Here is an 18,318-nt window from a genome sequence, read left to right as displayed (position 1 = left end):
AAATAAAAAGATAGCAAGTCGCCTACCAGCGATGCAACGGTGCCGGTGGATCAGTCCGGTCGCCTGCGGAAAGACTGCAATCCGAACAGGCGCTCGGCATTGGCTGACGTGGCGGCGGCGACGGCGGCCTCGGCCTCGCCGCGCAATCGGGCCACATGGGACAGGGTCGTTCGGACCCACGCCGGCTCGTTGCGCTGGCCGCGATGCTCGACGCCCGGCTGATCGGGGGCGTCGCTTTCCAGCAGGAGCCGGTCGATCGACATCGTCGCCACCAGGCGATGCAGGCGCCGGGCGCCGGGATAGGTCAGCGGTCCGCCAAGGCCGAGGAAAAATCCGAGGTCGAACAGTTGCCGGGCCTGTTGCTCGCTGCCGGAAAAGCTGTGCACGACGCCGCGCAGGCCCGGTTGTCGGCGCACTGCCAGGATCACTGCGTCCACCGCGCGGCGCGCATGGATGATGACGGGAAGGCCGCGCTCGCCCGCGATCGCCAACTGGCGTGAAAAATAAAGCTGCTGGGTCTCCCGGTCGGCGTCCCCGGCGAAAAAGTCCAAGCCGATCTCACCGACGGCGATGGCCGGGTGCGCGTCGAGCCATCCGGGCAGGGCCTCAAGATGCTCGACGGTGTGCTCGGGCTGGAACATCGGGTGCAGGCCGTAGGCGGGGAAGACGTCGCGATGCCGGTCCGCAAGTAAGCCGATGGCGTCCCAGCTACGCCGATGCACGGCAGGGACTACCATGGATCGCACGCCGTGCTCGCGCGCCCGTGACAGCACCTGCTCGCGGTCTGCGTCGAAGCGTTCGTCGTCCAGATGAAGGTGGCTGTCTACGAGCGTGGTCATGGATGGATGTCGATGGCTGCGGCCGATTTCGACTCGCGGCTGTGGCAGGCGTCACGTGAAAGCCAGGTGACGGGAAGGAGCTAGGTCGTATTCAGTTGCGCAGGGTTTCAATGGTTCGGCGAAAGGCGAAGGGGCGCAGCGCGCGCCGTCTCGCAGGGGTTCAAACGAGGAGAGTCATGATGAATCGTGCAATGGTCAACGTGCTTCATGTGGGGATGGCTGCTGCGTTGGCAGCAAGTCTGGTGGCATGCAACCGCGATGCGAGCGCCGATGCCGGAGTTGCAGGCGATGCGGGCGCGAACGGCGTCAAGTATGCCAAGGTGATCAGCGTGGATCCGGTCCGCCAGACCGTGAACACGCCCAGGCAGGTGTGCCACGACGAGGTGGTGAACACCACCTCGCCGCCGAAGGATCAGCACCAGATCGCCGGTACCGCCATCGGTGCCGTGGTGGGCGGCGTGCTAGGCAACCAGATCGGTGGAGGCAAGGGCAAGACCCTGGCGACCGTGGCCGGCGCGGTGGGTGGTGGATATGCCGGCAAGAAAATCGAGGCGAGTCGCCAGCACGCGACCACCACGTCCACCGTCGAGCGCCGTTGCAGCACGGTCAACGACACAAGCACCAAGCTGGTCGGTTATGACGTGCGCTACGAGTACAACGGGGTAACCCGCACGGTTCGCATGGACCATGATCCGGGCGATCGCGTGCAGGTCCAGGAAGGTGTTACCGCCGTTTCCGACGCTCACTGAGGAGTACTCCATGGCTATTGCAACAGGCAAGATGGTGCTCGTCTCAGCTGCACTGGCAGCGACCCTTGCGCTGACGGGTTGCGAAACCGCGCCCTACGGCAACGGGGGCTACAGTCGTCCGTCGCAACCGGCGTATGGCTATGACAACCGCGGGCCGGCCCGTTGCAACAGCTGCGGCGTGGTCAAGGAAGTGCAGCAGGTCTACGTGGAGCGCAAGAGCAATGGCACCCTCGGTGCAGTCATCGGTGCGGTGGCCGGGGGCGTGCTGGGCAACCAGATCGGCAAGGGTGATGGCCGCAAGGCCGCCACCGTAGCCGGGGCGGTCGCTGGCGGTGTGGTGGGCAACAAAGTCGCCAACGCGCACAGCGGCAGCGATGTGGCGTGGCGGGTAACCGTTCGCCTCGACAGCGGTGAGTACACCACCGTCACCCAGACGGAGGATCCGCGTGTTCGCAATGGCGATTACGTGCAGATCCAGGGTGGTCGCGTCTACGCACGATAGAAGTCAATGTGGGCTGATTGGACATCTGGACGTCCAAACAAAAAACCCTCCGTCCGGAGGGTTTTTTGTTTTGCATGATGTGCCTGATCAGTTGACGGCGTAGAAGCGGTGTTCGCCGATGATCTGACCGGTCTGGTTGATCGACCAGTAGGGCGCTATGGCAAGCGTGGCGAAATGGTCGGCATGCGGAACCACCAGTCGGCGCTCGGCGGCGGGGAGCTGCCAGTTGCTCATCGATTCGCCAGCGATCTTCCACGCTTTCGCAAAGGCCTGCATGTTGGAGATGTCGAACGAACCGGGCGTGGTGGTGGTGGCGAACTGGTGTGGGGCGGTGACCACCTTGCACACCGTGTTGCCCCATTGCCCCCGTTCGCGGCGCCGCAGCGCGACTTCGGCGACGGCAAGCTGTCCCATGGTGGGTTCGCTGCGCGCTTCCAGGTAGACGGTCGTGGCCAGGCACGCCTGGTCCGCTACCGGCTGGGGAAGCACGGATGCCATCCACAGTAGAAGAGAAAGTTTCATGTCTGCCTCCAACGTGCTGTACGCATGGCCGGCGAGAGCCGGGCACGTGCGCCGTTGCGGTGGACGGGCGGGCAGGCCGTTCCACCTGGATGAATGACACTCGGGCCGAAACTTGGGGGCCTTGGGTGCCTTTGCCACGGGATTGTGGCGGGTCGGGCGGGCGCTTGGTTGCCTGGCCTGACCCGTGCTGCCGGACCATCGACGGGGTCATTGCCCCCGCATTGCCTGCAACTGCTCCGCCACGGACGGCGGTGATTCCTTCCGACAGATCGTCTTGTCGGGTCGCGCCGATCCGGACTCTTCCGGTTCGTCGCGTGCATCGGTCCACGAGGTGGTGGGCCGCTCAAAAGTTCGGCGGAGACTAGTGGCGCGATTGCGTGAAGGCAAGTGCCGATGCTTCCGGATTCACTGGGCGCTCACATTTGCATTGCCGCCGGATAGCGCTCACGCAGGCCACGTTTCGAGGCAGTCCAGCGAGATCGAGCGACCGGCATGGATCGCCGAGAGCGGCATGCGCATGCCGGTGGAGTCCGCTTGGCAGATGGCGAGCGCTTCGACGCCGTGTTCGGTGCCCACGACATCCAGCAGTTGGACGGTCGCGCCGCCATCGCCTTCACCGAGCGACGTGCCTGCAGGCACGTGCTGCGACAATCCGACCCGGCACAGCCGCCGCTTGCTGCCACCGCGGTAGTGCAACCGGGCGACGATCTCCTGACCGGGATAACAACCCTTCTCCAGGCTCACCGCCTGCAGGCGATGCAGTGACAGGGCGGGCGGCAGGAAGATGCCTTGCAGTGCATCGGGCAGCCACGGCCAGCCGGCTTTCACTTGCGCCGCACGCCAGGAATCGCTGGCGCCTGGCTGTGGCGAGAGCACCAGGGAATAGTCGCCGCAGCCAAAGCGGAGCGCTCCGTCGGCATCCTGCATCCGGTGCATGGCCAGCGCGGCACCCCGCTCGACGAAGCGTGAGTCGTCCGCGCGCATCGATACTTTGGCGCGGAACACGAAGCGCGCCAGATCGTTCTTCATCGCTTCCGCATGCCCGCCGCGCAGGAGCAGCACGAGGTGGTCCGGTGCCAGCTTGGCGAGCTGGAAAAAATGTCGCACGCGTCCCTGTGCATCCAGCCATGCGCTGAACTGCCAATGCCCCGTCGCCATGGACGACACGGCACTGGTGAACTGGCCTTGCGCGAAGGGGATGGCATCCGGACCCTCGATCACGAGCGTCTGGGCAACCGTGGAGGGCGTCGAGTCGGACATGGCTCAAGCAGTGGGGGTGAGGGGCCGTGAAGGCAAGGATGCGGCACCTGTCAGGCACCGCGTCAGGTTGTGCCGACAGGCGTACAGGTATTACTCTTGTTCAGCTAAGAGTAGCCATGTCCGACAATCGCTCCCATCCTGAAAAGACGCCTTCGGCCGATCCGGCCCGCAAGGAAACCGTGCCGGCGAAGCCCGCCGGCACGGTCAAGACGGACGAGCGGCCGGCGCCGGATCCCACACGCTACGGCGATTGGGAAAAGAACGGTCGCTGCATCGATTTCTGATCCGTCGCGCCGGCCATCGCCGGCGTGTGGATGGACAACGATGGTCGGCGTGGGAACCAGCGATTCCACACCAGGATAGCCACCATGGCCGACACGCGACGACCGCTTTCTCCGCACCTGCAGGTCTACAAGTGGCAGGTGCAGATGATGACTTCCATCCTGCATCGAGCGACCGGGATCGTGCTTGCCCTCGGCAGCGCGATCATCGTGTGGGGGCTGACGGCCCTGGCGGGAGGCGATGCGGCCTTTGCCGCGTTCAAGGCGTGTGCCGGCAGTGCGCCCGGCTTGCTGATCCTGTTCGGCTGGACTTGGGCGTTCGGCTACCACCTGTGCAACGGCATTCGACATTTGGTGCAGGACACCGGCGCCGGTTACGCCATCCCACAGTTCGTGCGCTCCAGCTGGCTGTCAGTGATCGGCAGCCTGGTGATTACGCTGCTGGTCTGGGCCTATGTGTTGAACTCAGGAGGTGCGGCATGAGCGCGAAGGATCTGCAGCATCCGATCAAGCGGGCGCGCGGCCTCGGTTCGGCGCAGTCGGGTGTCGGCCACTGGTGGACGCAGCGCCTCACCGCGATCGCGCTCGTCGTTCTCGGCCTGTGGTTTCTTGCCACGGTGCTGCGCCTGGCGCATGCCGACTACGAGACGGCCCGTACGCTGGTGGGCAAGCCGTGGAACGCGATCCTGCTGATCGCTTTCGTGGTCATCATGTTCTGGCACGCCGTGCTCGGCCTGCAGGTGGTGATTGAAGATTACGTGCACACGCGCTGGAAGGAAGTGTCCTTGCTGGTGCTGGTGAAGTTCCTCGCGGTGCTGGGCGCGCTCGCGGGCGTGCTGGCGGTCCTGCGCGTCGCCCTGGGAGCCTGAAGTGGAAAGCTACAAGATCCAGCAGCACAAGTACGACGTGATCGTGGTCGGCGCCGGCGGCGCCGGCCTGCGCGCCACCTTCGGCCTGGCCGAGAAGGGCCTCAAGGCCGCGTGCATCACCAAGGTGTTTCCGACCCGCTCGCACACGGTGGCCGCGCAGGGTGGTATTTCCGCCGCGCTCGGCAACATGGGCGAGGACGACTGGCGCTTCCATTTCTACGACACCATCAAGGGGTCGGACTGGCTGGGCGACCAGGATGCCATCGAATACATGTGCCGCGAGGCGATCCCGGCGATCATCGAGCTGGAGCACTACGGCGTGCCGTTCTCGCGCACCGCCGAGGGCAAGATCTACCAGCGTCCGTTCGGCGGCATGACCACGCACTACGGCAAGGGCACCGCGCAGCGCACCTGCGCCGCGGCCGACCGCACTGGCCACGCGATCCTGCACACGCTGTACCAGCAGGCGCTGGCGCACGACGCCTCGTTCTTCGTCGAGTACTTCGCGATCGACCTGATCTTCGACGAAGAGGGCGTGTGCCGCGGCGTGCTGGCGCTGGACATGAACGAGGGCACGCTGCATTTCTTCCGCGGCCAGTCCGTGGTGCTGGCAACCGGCGGCTACGGCCGCGCGTATTTCAGCGCCACCTCGGCGCACACCTGCACCGGCGACGGCGGCGGCATGGTGCTGCGCGCCGGCCTGCCGCTGCAGGACATGGAGTTCGTGCAGTTCCACCCGACCGGCATCTACGGCGCGGGCTGCCTGATCACCGAGGGCGTGCGCGGCGAGGGCGGCTACCTCACCAACTCCGGAGGCGAACGCTTCATGGAGCGCTACGCCCCGAACGCAAAGGATCTGGCCTCGCGCGACGTGGTCAGCCGCGCCATGACGATCGAGATCCGCGAGGGCCGTGGCGTCGGCGAGCACAAGGACCACATCCATCTGAACCTGATGCACCTGGGTGCGGACGTGATCCACGAGCGGCTGCCCGGCATCGCCGAGTCGGCGCGCATCTTCGCAGGCGTCGACGTGGCGAAGGAGCCGATCCCGGTGCTGCCGACTGTGCACTACAACATGGGCGGCATTCCGACCAACTTCCACGGCGAAGTGGTGCAGCTGAAGGACGGCAACCCTGATTCGGTAGTGCCGGGCCTGTTCGCGATCGGCGAGGCGGCCTGCGTGTCGGTGCACGGCGCCAACCGCCTGGGCTCGAACTCGCTGCTCGACCTGGTGGTGTTCGGTCGCGCAGCGGCCAATCGCTGCGCCGAGGTGATCCAGCCGGGGGCGTCGCACAAGGATCTGCCGGCGAGCGTGCTGGACAAGGCACTCACCCGCTTCGATGGCCTGCGCCATGCCAACGGCGGCACGCCGACGGCGAAGATCCGCGCGGAAATGCAGCGCACCATGCAGAGCGACGCGGCGGTGTTCCGCACCGGCGATACGCTGAAGGATGGCAAGCGCAAGATCTCCGAGGTCTACGAATCTTTCAGGGACGTCAAGGTCTCAGACCGCTCGCTGGTGTGGAACTCCGACCTGATCGAGACGCTGGAGCTCTCGAACCTGCTGGCGCAGGCGGTGGCGACCATGCACTCGGCCGAGCAGCGTCCGGAAAGCCGCGGCGCGCATGCCCGCGAGGACTTCCCGGACCGCAACGACACCGAATGGATGAAGCACACCCTGGTCAAGGTGGACGAGGCCGGCAGGACCAGCTTCGAGTTCCGCCCGGTGCACATGTTCACGATGACCGACGAGGTCGAAGTGGTGCCGCCGAAAAAGCGCGTCTACTGATCTGGCGATGCCGGCGATCCTTGCTGCCGGCATCGCTCGCGCATCGCAGGTGGTCGGGGCCGTCAGGCCCTCCTAACGAGATTGAAGGGTTCCGCACATGGCAGAGTTCACCCTCCCGAAGAATTCGAAGATCCAGCCGGGCAGGCATTTCCCGGCGCAGGGCGCGAAGCAGCCGCGCACCTTCCGCGTGTATCGCTGGTCGCCGGACGACGGCCAGAATCCGCGCATCGACACCTACGAGGTCGACCTGGCCGCGTGCGGCCCGATGGTTCTGGACGCGCTGCTGAAGATCAAGAACGAGATCGATCCCACGCTGACCCTGCGTCGTTCCTGCCGCGAGGGCATCTGCGGCTCGTGCGCGATGAACATCGACGGCACCAACACGCTGGCCTGCACCAAGGCCATCGACGACTGCGCCGGCGGTGACGTGAAGATCTACCCGCTGCCGCACATGCCGGTGGTGAAGGATCTGGTACCGGATCTCACGCACTTCTACGCCCAGTTCGCCTCGATCAAGCCATGGTTGCGCACGCAGAGCCCGGCGCCGGACCGCGAGCGCCTGCAGTCGCCGGAAGACCGCAAGCACCTCGACGGCCTGTACGAGTGCATCCTCTGCGCCTGCTGCTCGACCAGTTGTCCGAGCTACTGGTGGAACGGCGACAAGTACCTCGGCCCGGCGATCCTGCTGCAGGCCTACCGCTGGATTGTCGACAGCCGCGACGAGGACACCGGCGCGCGCCTGGACGACCTGGAAGATCCGTTCAAGCTGTACCGCTGCCACACCATCATGAACTGCACGCGCACCTGCCCGAAGGGCCTGAACCCGGCCAAGGCGATCGCCGAGATCAAGAAGCTGATCGTGCAGCGCCGCGCGGTCTGAGCGGTTGCCTGCTAGTGTCTGACCTGCGGGCTGCCTCCGGGCGGCCCGCATGCTTTTGGAGAGCCGAAAATCGTGGAAGAGGCACGCATCAAACGACTGCGCTGGCGCACCCGCCGCGGTACCCGCGAGCTGGATGCGCTGTTCGGCGGCTGGCTGGACGAGTCCTTTCCGGCGGCCGACGAGGCCAGGCGGCAGGCCTTCGACGAACTGCTGGATGTGCAGGACCCGGACCTGTGGGACTGGGTGATGGGCCACGCCCGCGCGCCGCGCGCCGACTGGCAGGCGATCATCGATGACATCCGCGCCCGCCATCGGCTTTGAGTACCGTCCGTCGCGACTGATCCGGCGTCTGCGCTGGCTCGTCGCGGGGCTGGCCGTGCTGGCGCTGATGCTGAGCGGCGTGGGCCTGGCCACCCAGGCGGGACTCGGCTTGCTGTTGATCGCGGGTTTTGGCCTGGCCCACTGGCGGCGCGTGACGCCCCCCACGGCGGTGGGTTGGCATCCGGCGTCCGGCTGGACGCTGCGGATGGCCGACGGCAGCGACGCCGCCGTGACCCTGCGTTCGTTCCGCGTCCTGGCTGGCTGCATCGTCCTCAATCTGGCCGGTGGAGGCATGCGTCACGACCTTTGGCTGCTGCCGGACAACAGCGACGGGGATACCCGGCGGCGCCTGCGCATGCGCCTGGCCGCATCGGGTGGCGAGGCGCTTTCCCCGCGCTGAGCCGGTTGCCGCCTGCGCCGGCATCGGGCACTCTGCCGCGCTGGTGCGGTCCATGCCAGGCCTGAGCGATCAGGACCTGAGCCATCAGGCATGCCCAACTGGCCGGCGCGCCAGCCCCATACAGATCAGGTTGCCATGTTCCGACCGCTCGAACTCTTCATCGGCCTGCGCTACACGCGCGCCAAGCGCCGCAACCAGTTCATCTCCTTCATCTCCACGGTGTCGATCATCTGCATCTGCATCAGCGTGATGGCGCTGATCACCGTGATGTCGGTGATGAACGGCTTCGACAACGAGCTGCGCACGCGCATCCTCGGTGCGGTGTCGCACGCCACGATCTCCGGGGTGGGCGAGAGCATCCACGACTGGCCCGGCACGGTGGCGCTCGCCCGGCGCAATCCGCACGTGAGGGGTGCCGCTCCCTACGTGGAGATGCAGGCCTTCCTGCAGGGCAGCTACGGGTCGAACGGGGCCATCGTCCGCGGCATCGAGCCGGCGCTGGAACCGAAGACGTCGGACATCGACAGGCACATGGTGCAGGGCCGGTTCGACTCGCTTACGCCCGGCGGCTGGAACATCGTGCTGGGCAAGGAACTGGCGATGACGCTGGGGGTGAACGTGGGCGATCACGTCACCATGTACGTGCCCCAGCTGCGCGCCACACCGATGGGTTCGGTGCCGCGCATCCGCGGCTTTCGCGTGACGGGCATCTTCGAGCTGGGCATGCAGCAGTACGACTCGGGTCTGGCGCTGATCAACATGATCGATGCGGAAAAACTGGGCAGCCTGTCCGGCCCCACCGGCATCCGCCTGCGGCTGGACGATCTGTGGAATGCCGGCACGGTGGCGCGCCAGTTGAGCGACCGGCTCGGCCAGCTCTACAGCGTGCGCACCTGGATGCAGGAAAACAGCAACTTCTTCTCCGCCATCTCGATGGAGAAGAAGGTGATGTTCATCATCCTCTCGCTGATCATCCTGGTTGCGGTGATCAACCTGATCTCGATGCTGATGATGCTGGTGACCGACAAGCAGGCCGACATCGCCATCCTGCGCACGCTCGGCGCCACGCCGCGCAGCATCATGGGCATGTTCATGGTGCAGGGGCTGCTGGTGGGTTTCGTCGGCATCGGCTTCGGCGTGGGCCTGGGCTCGCTGCTGTCGTGGCAGCTGCCGGCCATCGTCGACTGGATCCAGGATGTGTTCCACGTGCAGTTCCTGTCGCCGGACGTCTATTACATCTCCAACGTGCCCAGCAAACTCGATCCGGTCGACGTCGGCTGGGTGGCGCTGGTGACCTTCCTGTTCTCGCTGCTGGCCACCCTTTACCCCGCGTGGCGCGCCTCGCGCACGCAGCCGGCGCAGGCGCTGCGCTATGAGTAAGCCGATGAACACAGGCAATGACGTGGTGCTGCGCGCCAGCCATATCGCCAAGAGCTATCGCGAAGGTGACCTACACACCGACGTGCTCACCGACGTGAGCTTCGAGCTCAGGCGCGGGCAGACGGCGGCGATCGTGGGCGCGTCCGGCTCGGGCAAGAGCACGCTGATGCATATTCTTGGCGGCCTGGATACGCTCACGGCGGGCGAAGTGGAAGTGGAGGGGCGCCTGCTCTCCTCGCTCTCCGACGCCGAGCGCGGCCGCGTGCGCAACCGCTCGCTGGGTTTCATCTACCAGTTCCACCATCTGCTGCCCGAGTTCACCGCGCTGGAGAACGTGTGCATGCCGCTGCTGATCCGTGGCGTGGGCATCGCGCAGGCGCAGCGCGAGGCGGGCAAGCTGCTCGGCCGCGTCGGCCTGGCCGCCCGCCTGCGGCACAAGCCGTCGGAGCTGTCCGGCGGCGAGCGCCAGCGCTGCGCGGTGGCGCGCGCGCTGGTGACCCGGCCGGCCTGCGTGCTGGGCGACGAGCCTACCGGCAACCTCGACGAGGCCAACGCGGCGCAGGTCTACGCACTGATGCTGGAACTCAACCACGAGATCGGCACCAGCTTCATCCTGGTCACCCACGACACGCGCCTGGCCGCGCGCATGGATCGCACCCTGGTGCTGCACAACGGCGTGCTCAGCGAGCCGCCGCGCGCCGATCCGGCCGCCCTGCTGCGCGAGATGTGAGTCCTTCCCCCGCAGCGCGGGCCGGCATGCGCCTACGCCGGAGCGGCTGATGCGTTCGCGCCAACGCCGCTAGCCTTGTCCAGGGCTTCCAACGGCAGGCGCAGGGATGTCGCCACGACAAAGCGTTTCGTGCGGGGTGATCGGCAGCAGCCTGGCGCTGCTGCTCGGCGTGCTGGCGGTGCAGTGCTGGCCTGCGCTGCCCACCGGGGCATGGCTGGTCGCCGCGGCGGCGGCCAGTGCCATGCTGGCGGTGGTGGGCTGGTGCCGACCTCGCTGGCGGATGGTCGGATGGGCCGCGTGCGGACTGGGCTGGGCGATGCTGCACGGCGCCTGGGCGATGCAGGCGCGGCTGCCACCCCTGCTCGAAGGCCGGGATTTGATCGTCGAGGGTCGGGTGACCGATCTGCCCGATCCACGTCCCGACGGCACCCGTTTCACGCTGGCCGTGCGCTCGGCGACGCTCGATGGCCGGCCGCTCCCGCTGCGGGGCCGCGTGCAGCTGGCGTGGTACGACGATCCGCCGCCCGTGCAGCCGTGCGAAGCCTGGCAGTTGCGGGTGCGCCTGAAACGGCCGCGCGGGATGATCAATCCGGGCGGCGCGGACAGCGAGCGCAGCGCCCTGCAGCGCGGCATCGTCGCCAACGGCTACGTGCGCAGGAGCGCCTCCAACCACCGGCTGGCCGATGGCCATTGCGTGGATCGACTGCGCGCACGGCTGGCCGATGGCATCGAACGGCGCGTGCCCGATACGCACGATGCCGCCCTGCTGCGCGCGCTGGCGGTGGGCGACGTGCGCGGTCTCTCCGCGGACGACTGGTCGGTGGCGCGGGCGAACGGCGTATCGCATCTGCTGGCCATCTCCGGCTTCCACGTGGGTGTCGCGGCGGGTTTCGGCGTGGGACTTGCCGCCCTGCTGTACTGGCTCTGGCCGGGGCTGGCGCTGCGCCGGCCACGCGTGCAGGCACAGGCGCTGGCCGCGCTGCTGGCGGCGTCGGCATACGGCGCGCTGGCCGGCATGGGGCTGCCCACGCTGCGCACGTTGCTGATGATCGCCGTGGTGGTGCTGGCGCGCGGTGGACGGCGCCACGCCAGCGCGGCACACGGGCTGGCGCTGGCCATGCTGGCGATGCTGCTGGTCGATCCGCTGGCGGTGCTGTCGGCCGGGTTCTGGCTGTCCTTCGTGGGCGTGGCCTTCCTGATGCTGTGTCTCGGGTCGCCGCGACGGGGTCTGCGCGGTTTCCTGCACGACCTCACCGCCGGCCAGTGGGTGATGACGATCGCGCTGCTGCCGCTCACGCTGTGGTTCTTCGGGCAGGCGTCGCTGCTGGGGGCGCTGTCGAATCTGCTGGCGGTGCCGGTGGTGAGCTTCGTGCTGGTGCCGCTGACGCTGTGCGGCGTACTGCTGATGCTCGCGTGCCCGCCGCTGGCGTTCGCGCCGCTGTGGCTGGCCAGCGTGGGGGCGCATCGGCTCTGGCGCGTGCTGGCGTGGCTGGCCGAGCTGCCGGGGGCGTCCTGGTATCTGCCGGCGGTGTCGCCGTGGGCGCTGTTGCTGGCCTCGGTCGGTGCGCTGTGGCTGCTGGCGCCGCGGGGTACGCCCACGCGCTGGCTGGGCGTCGGTCTGTTCCTGCCGCTGCTGTGGCCGCTGCAGGCGTCGATCCCGCCGTCTGCCTTTCAAGTCTGGATGCTTGACGTGGGGCAGGGGCTCTCGGTGGTGGTGCGCACGCGGCATCATGTACTCCTTTACGACGCGGGCGCGCGTTATCCGTCGGGGTTCGACGTGGGCGCGGCGGCAGTGGTGCCGTCGCTGCATGCGCTGGGTGTGCGTCGGCTCGATGCGCTGGTGATCAGTCACGCCGACAACGATCACGCCGGCGGCGCCGAAGCGGTGCTGGACGCCTATGCGCCGACGCTGCGGCTCAGCGGCGAGCCGAAGCGGCTGCCGGTGCGCATGGACAACTGCGTCGCCGGGCAGGCATGGACGTGGGATGGCGTGACGTTCCGCATGCTTGGCCCGCGCGGCGGCGAGCGCAAGGGCAACGATCGCTCGTGCGTGCTGCTGGTGGACGGCGGCGCGGACCGCCTGTTGCTCACCGGCGACATCACCCGGCGCGTGGAGGCTGCCATGGCGGCCGCCGTGCCGTCGGGACGGCCGGTGGTGCTCAGCGTGCCGCACCACGGCAGCAAGACCTCATCGTCGCAGGCGCTCCTGCAGGCGTTGCATCCCGCGCTGGGGCTGGTTTCGGCCGGCTGGCACAACCGCTTCGGCCATCCGCATCCGGACATCGTGGCGCGCTACGCCGCGGCCGGCGTGGCGCTGCGCAACACCGCAAGCGCCGGGGCGATCCGCCTGGATTTCCCCGCGCGCGGCCCGGCCTCGGTCAGCGCGGAGGAACGTCGCCGGCAGCGCCGCTACTGGCGCGAGAAATAGGCTGGCCGCCTCGATCGCCCGCAGCCGGACGCAGCCCACGGAACCGCCGCGGTGGACTGGTATGATCGCCGCTTCGTTCTTGGCTGCGTCGTGCGGGAGTCGTCGTGCTGCAAATCCTGATGGCTGGCGGTTGGGCCATGGTGCCCATCCTGTTCTGCTCGGCGATCGCATTGGCGATCGTGCTGGAGCGTTTCTGGTCGCTGCGGCGCAGCTCGGTGCTGCCGCCGGGCCTGGGCGCCGAGGTGCGCGAGTGGGCGCGCAGCGGCAAGCTCGATCCGCAGCACCTGGAGGCCCTGGCCGACGGGTCGCCGCTGGGCGAACTGCTCGCCTCGGCGCTTGCGGTGCGCCACCGCTCGCGTGAGCTCATCAAGGAGCGGCTGGAGGACACCGGCCGCCACGTGGCGCACCGCATGGAGCGTTACCTCAACACGTTGGGCACGATCGCCCTGATCGGCCCGCTGCTCGGCCTGTTCGGTACCGTGATCGGCCTGATCCGCATGTTCCTGGACGTGATGAGGGGCGGCGTGGGCGACCCCATGAAGATGGCCGGCGGCATCGGCGAGGCGCTGATCTGCACGGCTTCCGGCCTGGTGGTGGCGATCCCGGCCTACGTGCTGCACCGCTACTTCCGCAGCAAAGTGACGGGCTACTGCGTGGACATGGAGAAGGAGGCGATCGCCCTGCTGGACGATCTCACCGTCGGCACGCCGATGGTGTCGCGCCCGCGCCGCGCCCCGGCGGCAGGGTAAATTCCATGCGTATCGGTTCGGACCGTCGCCGCGACGATTTCGAGATCAACGTGATCCCGTTGATCGACGTGCTGCTGACCCTGCTGATGTTCTTCGTGCTCACCACCACTTTCGTGCAGCACGCGCGCATGCAGGTGACCCTGCCCAAGGCCAGCGCCGAGGATCGCGATGCCCAAGCGCCGCTGCTCACCGTGATGATCGACCGCGACGGGCGCTTCTACGTGGGCAGCGACGAGGTGATGGGCGAGGGCATCGGGCCGCTCCGGCGCATGCTCGAACAGAATGCCGGCGGCCGCCGCGACGGCCAGGTGGTGATCCGCGCCGACGCGATGACGCCGCACCAGTACGTGGTCACCGCGATGGACGCGCTGGGCCAGTTGGGCTTTACCCGGCTGTCGATCGCCACCACGCCGAATCCGCCCGGCGATCCGGGCAGCGAGCGGTGACGCGAGTGACGGCAACTACCGCCAGTACCGATCCCTGGACCACCTACAAGCGGCTGCTCGGCTACTCGCGGCGTTACAAGGCGATGGCGCTCGTGACGCTGCTGGCCATGGTGGTCGATGGCGTCGCGCTGGCAGCTTTCACCAGCCTGATCCAGCCGATCATCGACAAGCTGTTCGCGTTGAAGAATCCCTACTACATCTTCTGGATGCCGATCTGGATCATCGGCATCTTTCTCGTGCGCGGAGTGGCTACCTTCGTCGGCGGCTACGGCATGGCCTATATCGGTCGCAATGTGGTGCAGTCGATCCAGAGGGATGTGTTCGGTGCATACCTGCGATTGCCAGCGGCTTTCTTCGGCACCGAGCATTCCGGCCAGCAGATATCGCGCATCACCTACACCACCGAGCAGGTCGCCCAGGCGGTGACCGATGCCGTGAAGGTGGTCGTGATCGACGGCGCGACCGTGCTCGGGATGCTTGCGGTCATGCTTTACCACAGCGCCTATCTGACCCTGGCGCTGCTGGTGATGGTGCCGGCGATCCTGATGATCGCGACCGTGGTCAGTCGGCGCTATCGCCTGATCAGCCAGCGGATTCAGGGCACCATGGGATCGGTGACGGGTACGGTCGAGGAGTCGGTTGGCGCGCATCGTGAGGTGCGGATCTATGCGGGCCAGGCGCACGAGGCCGGTCGGTTCGACGAGATCACCCATCGATCGAGGCGACTGAACCTCAAGATCGCCGCCACCAGTGCCGCTTCCAGTTCGACCGTGCAGACGGTCGCCGCGCTGGCGCTGGCGCTGCTGGTCTTCCTTGGCACCCGGCCGGCGGTCATCGACCGGATATCCCCCGGCGATTTTCTGGCCGTGCTCACGGCGATGGGTGCCATGCTCTCCTCGCTGAAACGGCTGGCCAACGTACAGCCCAATGTGCAGAAAGGGCTGGCGGCCGCACAGGATCTGTTCGCGGTGATCGACCAGCCGCCGGAACCCGACATCGGCACCCAGCCGCTTGAGCGGACCGCTGGCGACCTGGTATTTCGTGGAGTCGAGTTGCAGTATCCCGGCAGCGAGGTGGTTGCCCTGCGCGGCGTGGATCTGGCTTGTCCGCCGGGTCGGGTGACCGCACTCGTCGGACGGTCCGGCAGCGGCAAGAGCAGCCTGGTCAGCCTGTTGCCGCGCTTTTATGAGCCAAGCCGGGGGTGCATCTTCCTGGATGGCCGCGATTATCGTGACTATCCCTTGAAGTCGCTGCGCCGGCAGATCGCCTGGGTGGGCCAGAGCGTGGTGCTGTTCGACGGCACGGTGGCCGAAAACATCGCCTACGGCGAACTGGCCGGAGCCAGCGAGGCGGACATCGAGTCGGCCGCAGAAGCAGCCAATGCGATGGAATTCATCAGCCGCATGCCGCTGGGGCTGCACAGCCCGATCGGGCAGGCTGGCGGCATGCTCTCCGGCGGCCAGCGCCAGCGCATCGCCATTGCACGCGCCATCCTCAAGAACGCGCCGATCCTGGTGCTGGACGAAGCCACCAGCGCGCTCGACACCGAGTCCGAACGGCTGATCCAGCAGGCATTGCAGCGCCTGATGAAGGATCGCACCACGCTGGTGATCGCCCATCGCCTGTCGACCATCGAGGGCGCCGACCAGATCGCCGTGATGGACCACGGGCGCATCGTGGAGTGCGGCACGCACGCCGAGCTGCTGGCGATGCAGGGCCACTACGCGGCGCTGCATCGCATGCAGTTCCATCAGCCCGCCCACGACTGAGCGGCCGATGGCGCTGGCCGACACGCTGCAGGCGAGCTGGTACGGCACGCGCGGCGCGCCGATCTGGACCTTTCCGCTGGCCTGGCTGTACGGCGTACTGACCGCACTGCGCCGTGCCCTTTATCGCATCGGCTGGCTGCGCAGCAGGCGGCTGGCGGTGCCGGTGGTGGTGGTGGGCAACCTCACCGCCGGCGGCACCGGCAAGACCCCGCTCACCCTGGCGCTGGTCGAGGCGCTCGCTGCGCGCGGCTGGCGACCGGGCGTGGTCAGCCGGGGCTACGGCGGTATTCAACGCGAGCCGGCGCTGCTTGGCGACGATCCCGATCCGGCGCAGTTCGGCGACGAACCCTGCCTGATCCGCGCCGGCGGCGTACCCGTGGCGGTGGGGCGGGATCGTCCCGCGGCCGCCGCGTTGCTGCTGCAGGCCGGCTGCAACGTGGTGATCGCCGACGACGGCCTGCAGCACTACGCGCTGGCCCGCGACGTGGAGATCTGCGTGATAGACGGCGAGCGCCGATTCGGCAATGGTCGCCTGCTTCCGGCCGGCCCGCTGCGCGAGCCGCTGTCGCGCCTGCGCCGCGTCGATTTCCGCGTCTGCAACGGCGCGGCGGGCGAGGGCGAACACGCGATGCGCCTGGTCGGCGACCTGGCGGTGTCGCTCGTGGATGGTGCCACGCGCCCGCTGACCGGCTTCACCGGCGCGCCGGTGCATGCGGTGGCGGCGATCGGCCATCCGGATCGTTTCTTCGACAGCCTGCGCGCGCACGGGCTGGAGGTACGGGGCCATCGCTTCGCCGATCATCACGCCTTCGCGCCGGAAGATCTGGCCTTTGCCGGCGACGCCCCTCTGCTGATGACCGACAAGGACGCGATCAAGTGCCGGCGCTTCGCCCGCCCGGGCTGGTGGCGCGTGCCTGTGCGCGCCGTGCTGGACCCGGCTTTTATCGACGCCCTATGTGCGCGCCTCGACGCGGCTTCCCGCTGACCCGCGCTTCCCGCCGAGGCGCGGCGCATCCGGGCGCATGAATCCGGGATTCCCCGTCGCGCTCGTGTCCTGTCCGGGGCAGCTGCAGCCTACCGCTGAACGCTTTCCGTTCGTCGACTCGACAAGCCGCGGGAACGCCTCTAGACTTGTTCTATTGTATTAACGCGTTAGTACATTATGAAACGACGTTCCGTCGATCCCGAGACCCCGGCCGAGTCGGCCGAGCTGAGCCTGTGCGAGGCACTGCTGTCGTTGAAGAATGCCGAGGAGATGTCGGCGTTCCTGCACGACCTGTGCACGCCGGCGGAGCTGGAAGTGCTGGTGGATCGCTGGCGGGTGGTCCCCTACCTGCTCGACGGCGTGTCCTATCGCGAGATCCACGAGCGCACTGCGGTGAGCATCACCACGATCGGCCGGGTGGCGCGCTATCTCACCCAGGGCAGCGGCGGTTATCTGGCGGCCGCTGCGCGCGGTGCGCGGCGCCGCGCGGCATTGAAAAAGGACAAACCATGAAGACGCGCGATCGACTGCGCATTGCGATGCAGAAATCCGGCCGGCTCACCGAGCCGGCGCTGGACCTGCTGACCCGCTGCGGCCTTACCTTCCGGCAGAGCCGCGACAAGCTGTTCTGCTTCGGCGAGGGCGAGCCGGTGGACCTGCTGCTGGTGCGCGACGACGACATCCCCGGGCTGATCGCGCAGGGCGTGTGCGACCTGGGCATTGTCGGGCGCAACGTGCTCAGCGAGTTCCAGCTCGCCGCCGGCGTGGACGCGGCGCCCTTGCACGAATGGCGCCCGCTTGGCTTCGGCCGCTGCCGGCTGTCGATCGCCGTACCGCAGGAGATGGCATACGCCAGCGCGGCGGACCTTGGCGGACGGCGCGTGGCGACGTCCTATCCGGGTCTGCTCGGCACGTGGCTGCGCACGCAGGGCGTCGACACCCAGGTGGTGACGCTGGCCGGCTCGGTCGAGATCGCGCCCCGGCTCGGCACCGCCGACGCCATCTGCGACCTGGTGCAGAGCGGCGGCACGCTGGTGGCCAACCAGCTGCGCGAGGTCGAGGTGCTGCTGGAAAGCGAGGCCGTGCTGGCCGGCCCGAAGACCCTGCCGGCGGACGAGCGCGGCGACATGATCGAACTGCTGCTCAAGCGGCTGGACGGCGTGATCCAGGTGCGCGAGTCGCGCCTGCTGCTGCTGCAGACCTCGCGCAGCACACTGGAGGCGGTCACCCGCCTGCTGCCCGGCGGCCCGCAGCCGACTCTGCTGCCGGTGGCCGGCCAGCCCGACCAGCTGATGCTGCAGGCGCTGTGCGCGGGCGAGGTGAGCTGGCGTCAGCTGGAAGAGATCAAGAAGGCCGGCGCGCGCGAGATGTTCGTGCTGCCGGTGGAAAAGATGCTCGCCTGAGCGGACACGAGGACAC

21 protein-coding genes are annotated in these 18,318 nt (G+C 67.8%); 18 read left to right on the top strand and 3 right to left on the bottom strand.

The features are described 5' to 3' along the window. Positions 1-50: 50 nt before the first annotated feature. Positions 51-839 carry a TatD family hydrolase gene (locus ACO2Q2_RS01305; protein ID WP_423253959.1) on the bottom strand — a complete coding sequence of 263 codons (789 nt, stop codon included), beginning with the start codon at positions 837-839 and terminating at the stop codon, positions 51-53. A gap of 179 nt (positions 840-1,018) precedes the next feature. Between ACO2Q2_RS01305 and ACO2Q2_RS01300 the strand changes: the two genes are divergently transcribed. Together ACO2Q2_RS01300 and ACO2Q2_RS01295 are read left to right on the top strand one after the other, a co-directional pair. Then, positions 1,019-1,588 carry a glycine zipper 2TM domain-containing protein gene (locus ACO2Q2_RS01300; RefSeq protein ID WP_423253958.1) on the top strand — a complete coding sequence of 190 codons (570 nt, stop codon included), beginning with the start codon at positions 1,019-1,021 and terminating at the stop codon, positions 1,586-1,588. A 10-nt stretch (positions 1,589-1,598) separates the two neighbouring features. After that, the gene (locus tag ACO2Q2_RS01295) at positions 1,599-2,090 is read left to right on the top strand and encodes a glycine zipper 2TM domain-containing protein (RefSeq protein WP_423253957.1); all 492 of its coding nucleotides are present in this window, start codon (positions 1,599-1,601) and stop codon (positions 2,088-2,090) included. Between the two features lie 87 nt (positions 2,091-2,177). Here the strand turns inward: ACO2Q2_RS01295 and ACO2Q2_RS01290 are convergent, their stop codons facing one another. Next, positions 2,178-2,612 carry a cell wall hydrolase gene (locus ACO2Q2_RS01290; protein ID WP_423253956.1) on the bottom strand — a complete coding sequence of 145 codons (435 nt, stop codon included), beginning with the start codon at positions 2,610-2,612 and terminating at the stop codon, positions 2,178-2,180. 444 nt (positions 2,613-3,056) lie between these two features. Then, the gene (locus ACO2Q2_RS01285; protein ID WP_423253955.1) at positions 3,057-3,872 is read right to left on the bottom strand and encodes a YgfZ/GcvT domain-containing protein; all 816 of its coding nucleotides are present in this window, start codon (positions 3,870-3,872) and stop codon (positions 3,057-3,059) included. A 116-nt stretch (positions 3,873-3,988) separates the two neighbouring features. Here ACO2Q2_RS01285 and ACO2Q2_RS01280 point away from each other — a divergent pair, with 116 nt between their 5' ends. The 16 genes from ACO2Q2_RS01280 to hisG all read left to right on the top strand — a co-directional run bounded on the left by ACO2Q2_RS01280 (position 3,989) and on the right by hisG (position 18,302). Continuing rightward, a complete protein-coding gene (locus tag ACO2Q2_RS01280; RefSeq protein ID WP_423253954.1) occupies positions 3,989-4,156 on the top strand; it encodes a DUF1674 domain-containing protein in 168 nt (55 codons plus the stop codon). Positions 4,157-4,240: 84 nt separating this feature from the next. After that, a complete protein-coding gene (gene sdhC / locus ACO2Q2_RS01275; protein WP_423253953.1) occupies positions 4,241-4,636 on the top strand; it encodes a succinate dehydrogenase, cytochrome b556 subunit in 396 nt (131 codons plus the stop codon). Beyond that, the gene (gene sdhD, locus ACO2Q2_RS01270; protein WP_423253952.1) at positions 4,633-5,022 is read left to right on the top strand and encodes a succinate dehydrogenase, hydrophobic membrane anchor protein; all 390 of its coding nucleotides are present in this window, start codon (positions 4,633-4,635) and stop codon (positions 5,020-5,022) included. The genes sdhC and sdhD overlap by 4 nt, the downstream gene beginning before the upstream one ends. A 1-nt stretch (position 5,023) precedes the next feature. Then, positions 5,024-6,811, top strand: a complete 1,788-nt coding sequence (gene sdhA / locus ACO2Q2_RS01265) for a succinate dehydrogenase flavoprotein subunit (RefSeq protein ID WP_423253951.1) — start codon at positions 5,024-5,026, stop codon at positions 6,809-6,811. A 97-nt stretch (positions 6,812-6,908) separates the two neighbouring features. Then, a complete protein-coding gene (locus ACO2Q2_RS01260; protein WP_423253950.1) occupies positions 6,909-7,691 on the top strand; it encodes a succinate dehydrogenase iron-sulfur subunit in 783 nt (260 codons plus the stop codon). A gap of 72 nt (positions 7,692-7,763) precedes the next feature. Beyond that, positions 7,764-8,012, top strand: a complete 249-nt coding sequence (locus ACO2Q2_RS01255; protein ID WP_423253949.1) for a succinate dehydrogenase assembly factor 2 — start codon at positions 7,764-7,766, stop codon at positions 8,010-8,012. Beyond that, complete coding sequence (locus tag ACO2Q2_RS01250; RefSeq protein WP_423253948.1) at positions 7,984-8,412, top strand: hypothetical protein; 429 nt, start codon at positions 7,984-7,986, stop codon at positions 8,410-8,412. The genes ACO2Q2_RS01255 and ACO2Q2_RS01250 overlap by 29 nt, the downstream gene beginning before the upstream one ends. 135 nt (positions 8,413-8,547) lie before the next feature. Beyond that, entirely contained in the window at positions 8,548-9,792 is a 1,245-nt protein-coding gene (locus ACO2Q2_RS01245; protein WP_423253947.1) for a lipoprotein-releasing ABC transporter permease subunit, read from the top strand. Between the two features lie 4 nt (positions 9,793-9,796). Beyond that, positions 9,797-10,522: a lipoprotein-releasing ABC transporter ATP-binding protein LolD gene (gene lolD, locus ACO2Q2_RS01240; RefSeq protein ID WP_423253946.1), complete on the top strand. Its 726-nt coding sequence runs from the start codon at positions 9,797-9,799 to the stop codon at positions 10,520-10,522. A 106-nt stretch (positions 10,523-10,628) separates the two neighbouring features. Beyond that, positions 10,629-12,950 carry a DNA internalization-related competence protein ComEC/Rec2 gene (locus ACO2Q2_RS01235; protein WP_423253945.1) on the top strand — a complete coding sequence of 774 codons (2,322 nt, stop codon included), beginning with the start codon at positions 10,629-10,631 and terminating at the stop codon, positions 12,948-12,950. Between the two features lie 104 nt (positions 12,951-13,054). After that, positions 13,055-13,699 (top strand): MotA/TolQ/ExbB proton channel family protein, encoded by a 645-nt coding sequence (locus ACO2Q2_RS01230; RefSeq protein ID WP_423253944.1) that lies wholly within the window; start codon positions 13,055-13,057, stop codon positions 13,697-13,699. Between the two features lie 5 nt (positions 13,700-13,704). Beyond that, positions 13,705-14,145, top strand: coding sequence for an ExbD/TolR family protein (locus ACO2Q2_RS01225; RefSeq protein ID WP_423253943.1), 441 nt, complete (start codon positions 13,705-13,707; stop codon positions 14,143-14,145). A gap of 5 nt (positions 14,146-14,150) precedes the next feature. Beyond that, complete coding sequence (msbA, locus tag ACO2Q2_RS01220) at positions 14,151-15,914, top strand: lipid A export permease/ATP-binding protein MsbA (protein ID WP_423253942.1); 1,764 nt, start codon at positions 14,151-14,153, stop codon at positions 15,912-15,914. Between the two features lie 7 nt (positions 15,915-15,921). Then, a complete protein-coding gene (gene lpxK, locus ACO2Q2_RS01215) occupies positions 15,922-16,899 on the top strand; it encodes a tetraacyldisaccharide 4'-kinase (protein ID WP_423253941.1) in 978 nt (325 codons plus the stop codon). Positions 16,900-17,076: 177 nt separating this feature from the next. After that, a complete protein-coding gene (locus ACO2Q2_RS01210; RefSeq protein ID WP_423253940.1) occupies positions 17,077-17,412 on the top strand; it encodes a YerC/YecD family TrpR-related protein in 336 nt (111 codons plus the stop codon). Beyond that, the gene (gene hisG, locus ACO2Q2_RS01205; protein WP_423253996.1) at positions 17,391-18,302 is read left to right on the top strand and encodes an ATP phosphoribosyltransferase; all 912 of its coding nucleotides are present in this window, start codon (positions 17,391-17,393) and stop codon (positions 18,300-18,302) included. The genes ACO2Q2_RS01210 and hisG overlap by 22 nt, the downstream gene beginning before the upstream one ends. Positions 18,303-18,318 lie beyond the last annotated feature (16 nt).

Origin of the sequence: Dyella sp. KRB-257, from assembly GCF_049445995.1 — a bacterium.
Classification (GTDB): Bacteria; Pseudomonadota; Gammaproteobacteria; order Xanthomonadales; family Rhodanobacteraceae; genus Dyella_A.
This window is presented reverse-complemented; position numbering and strand designations above follow the sequence as displayed.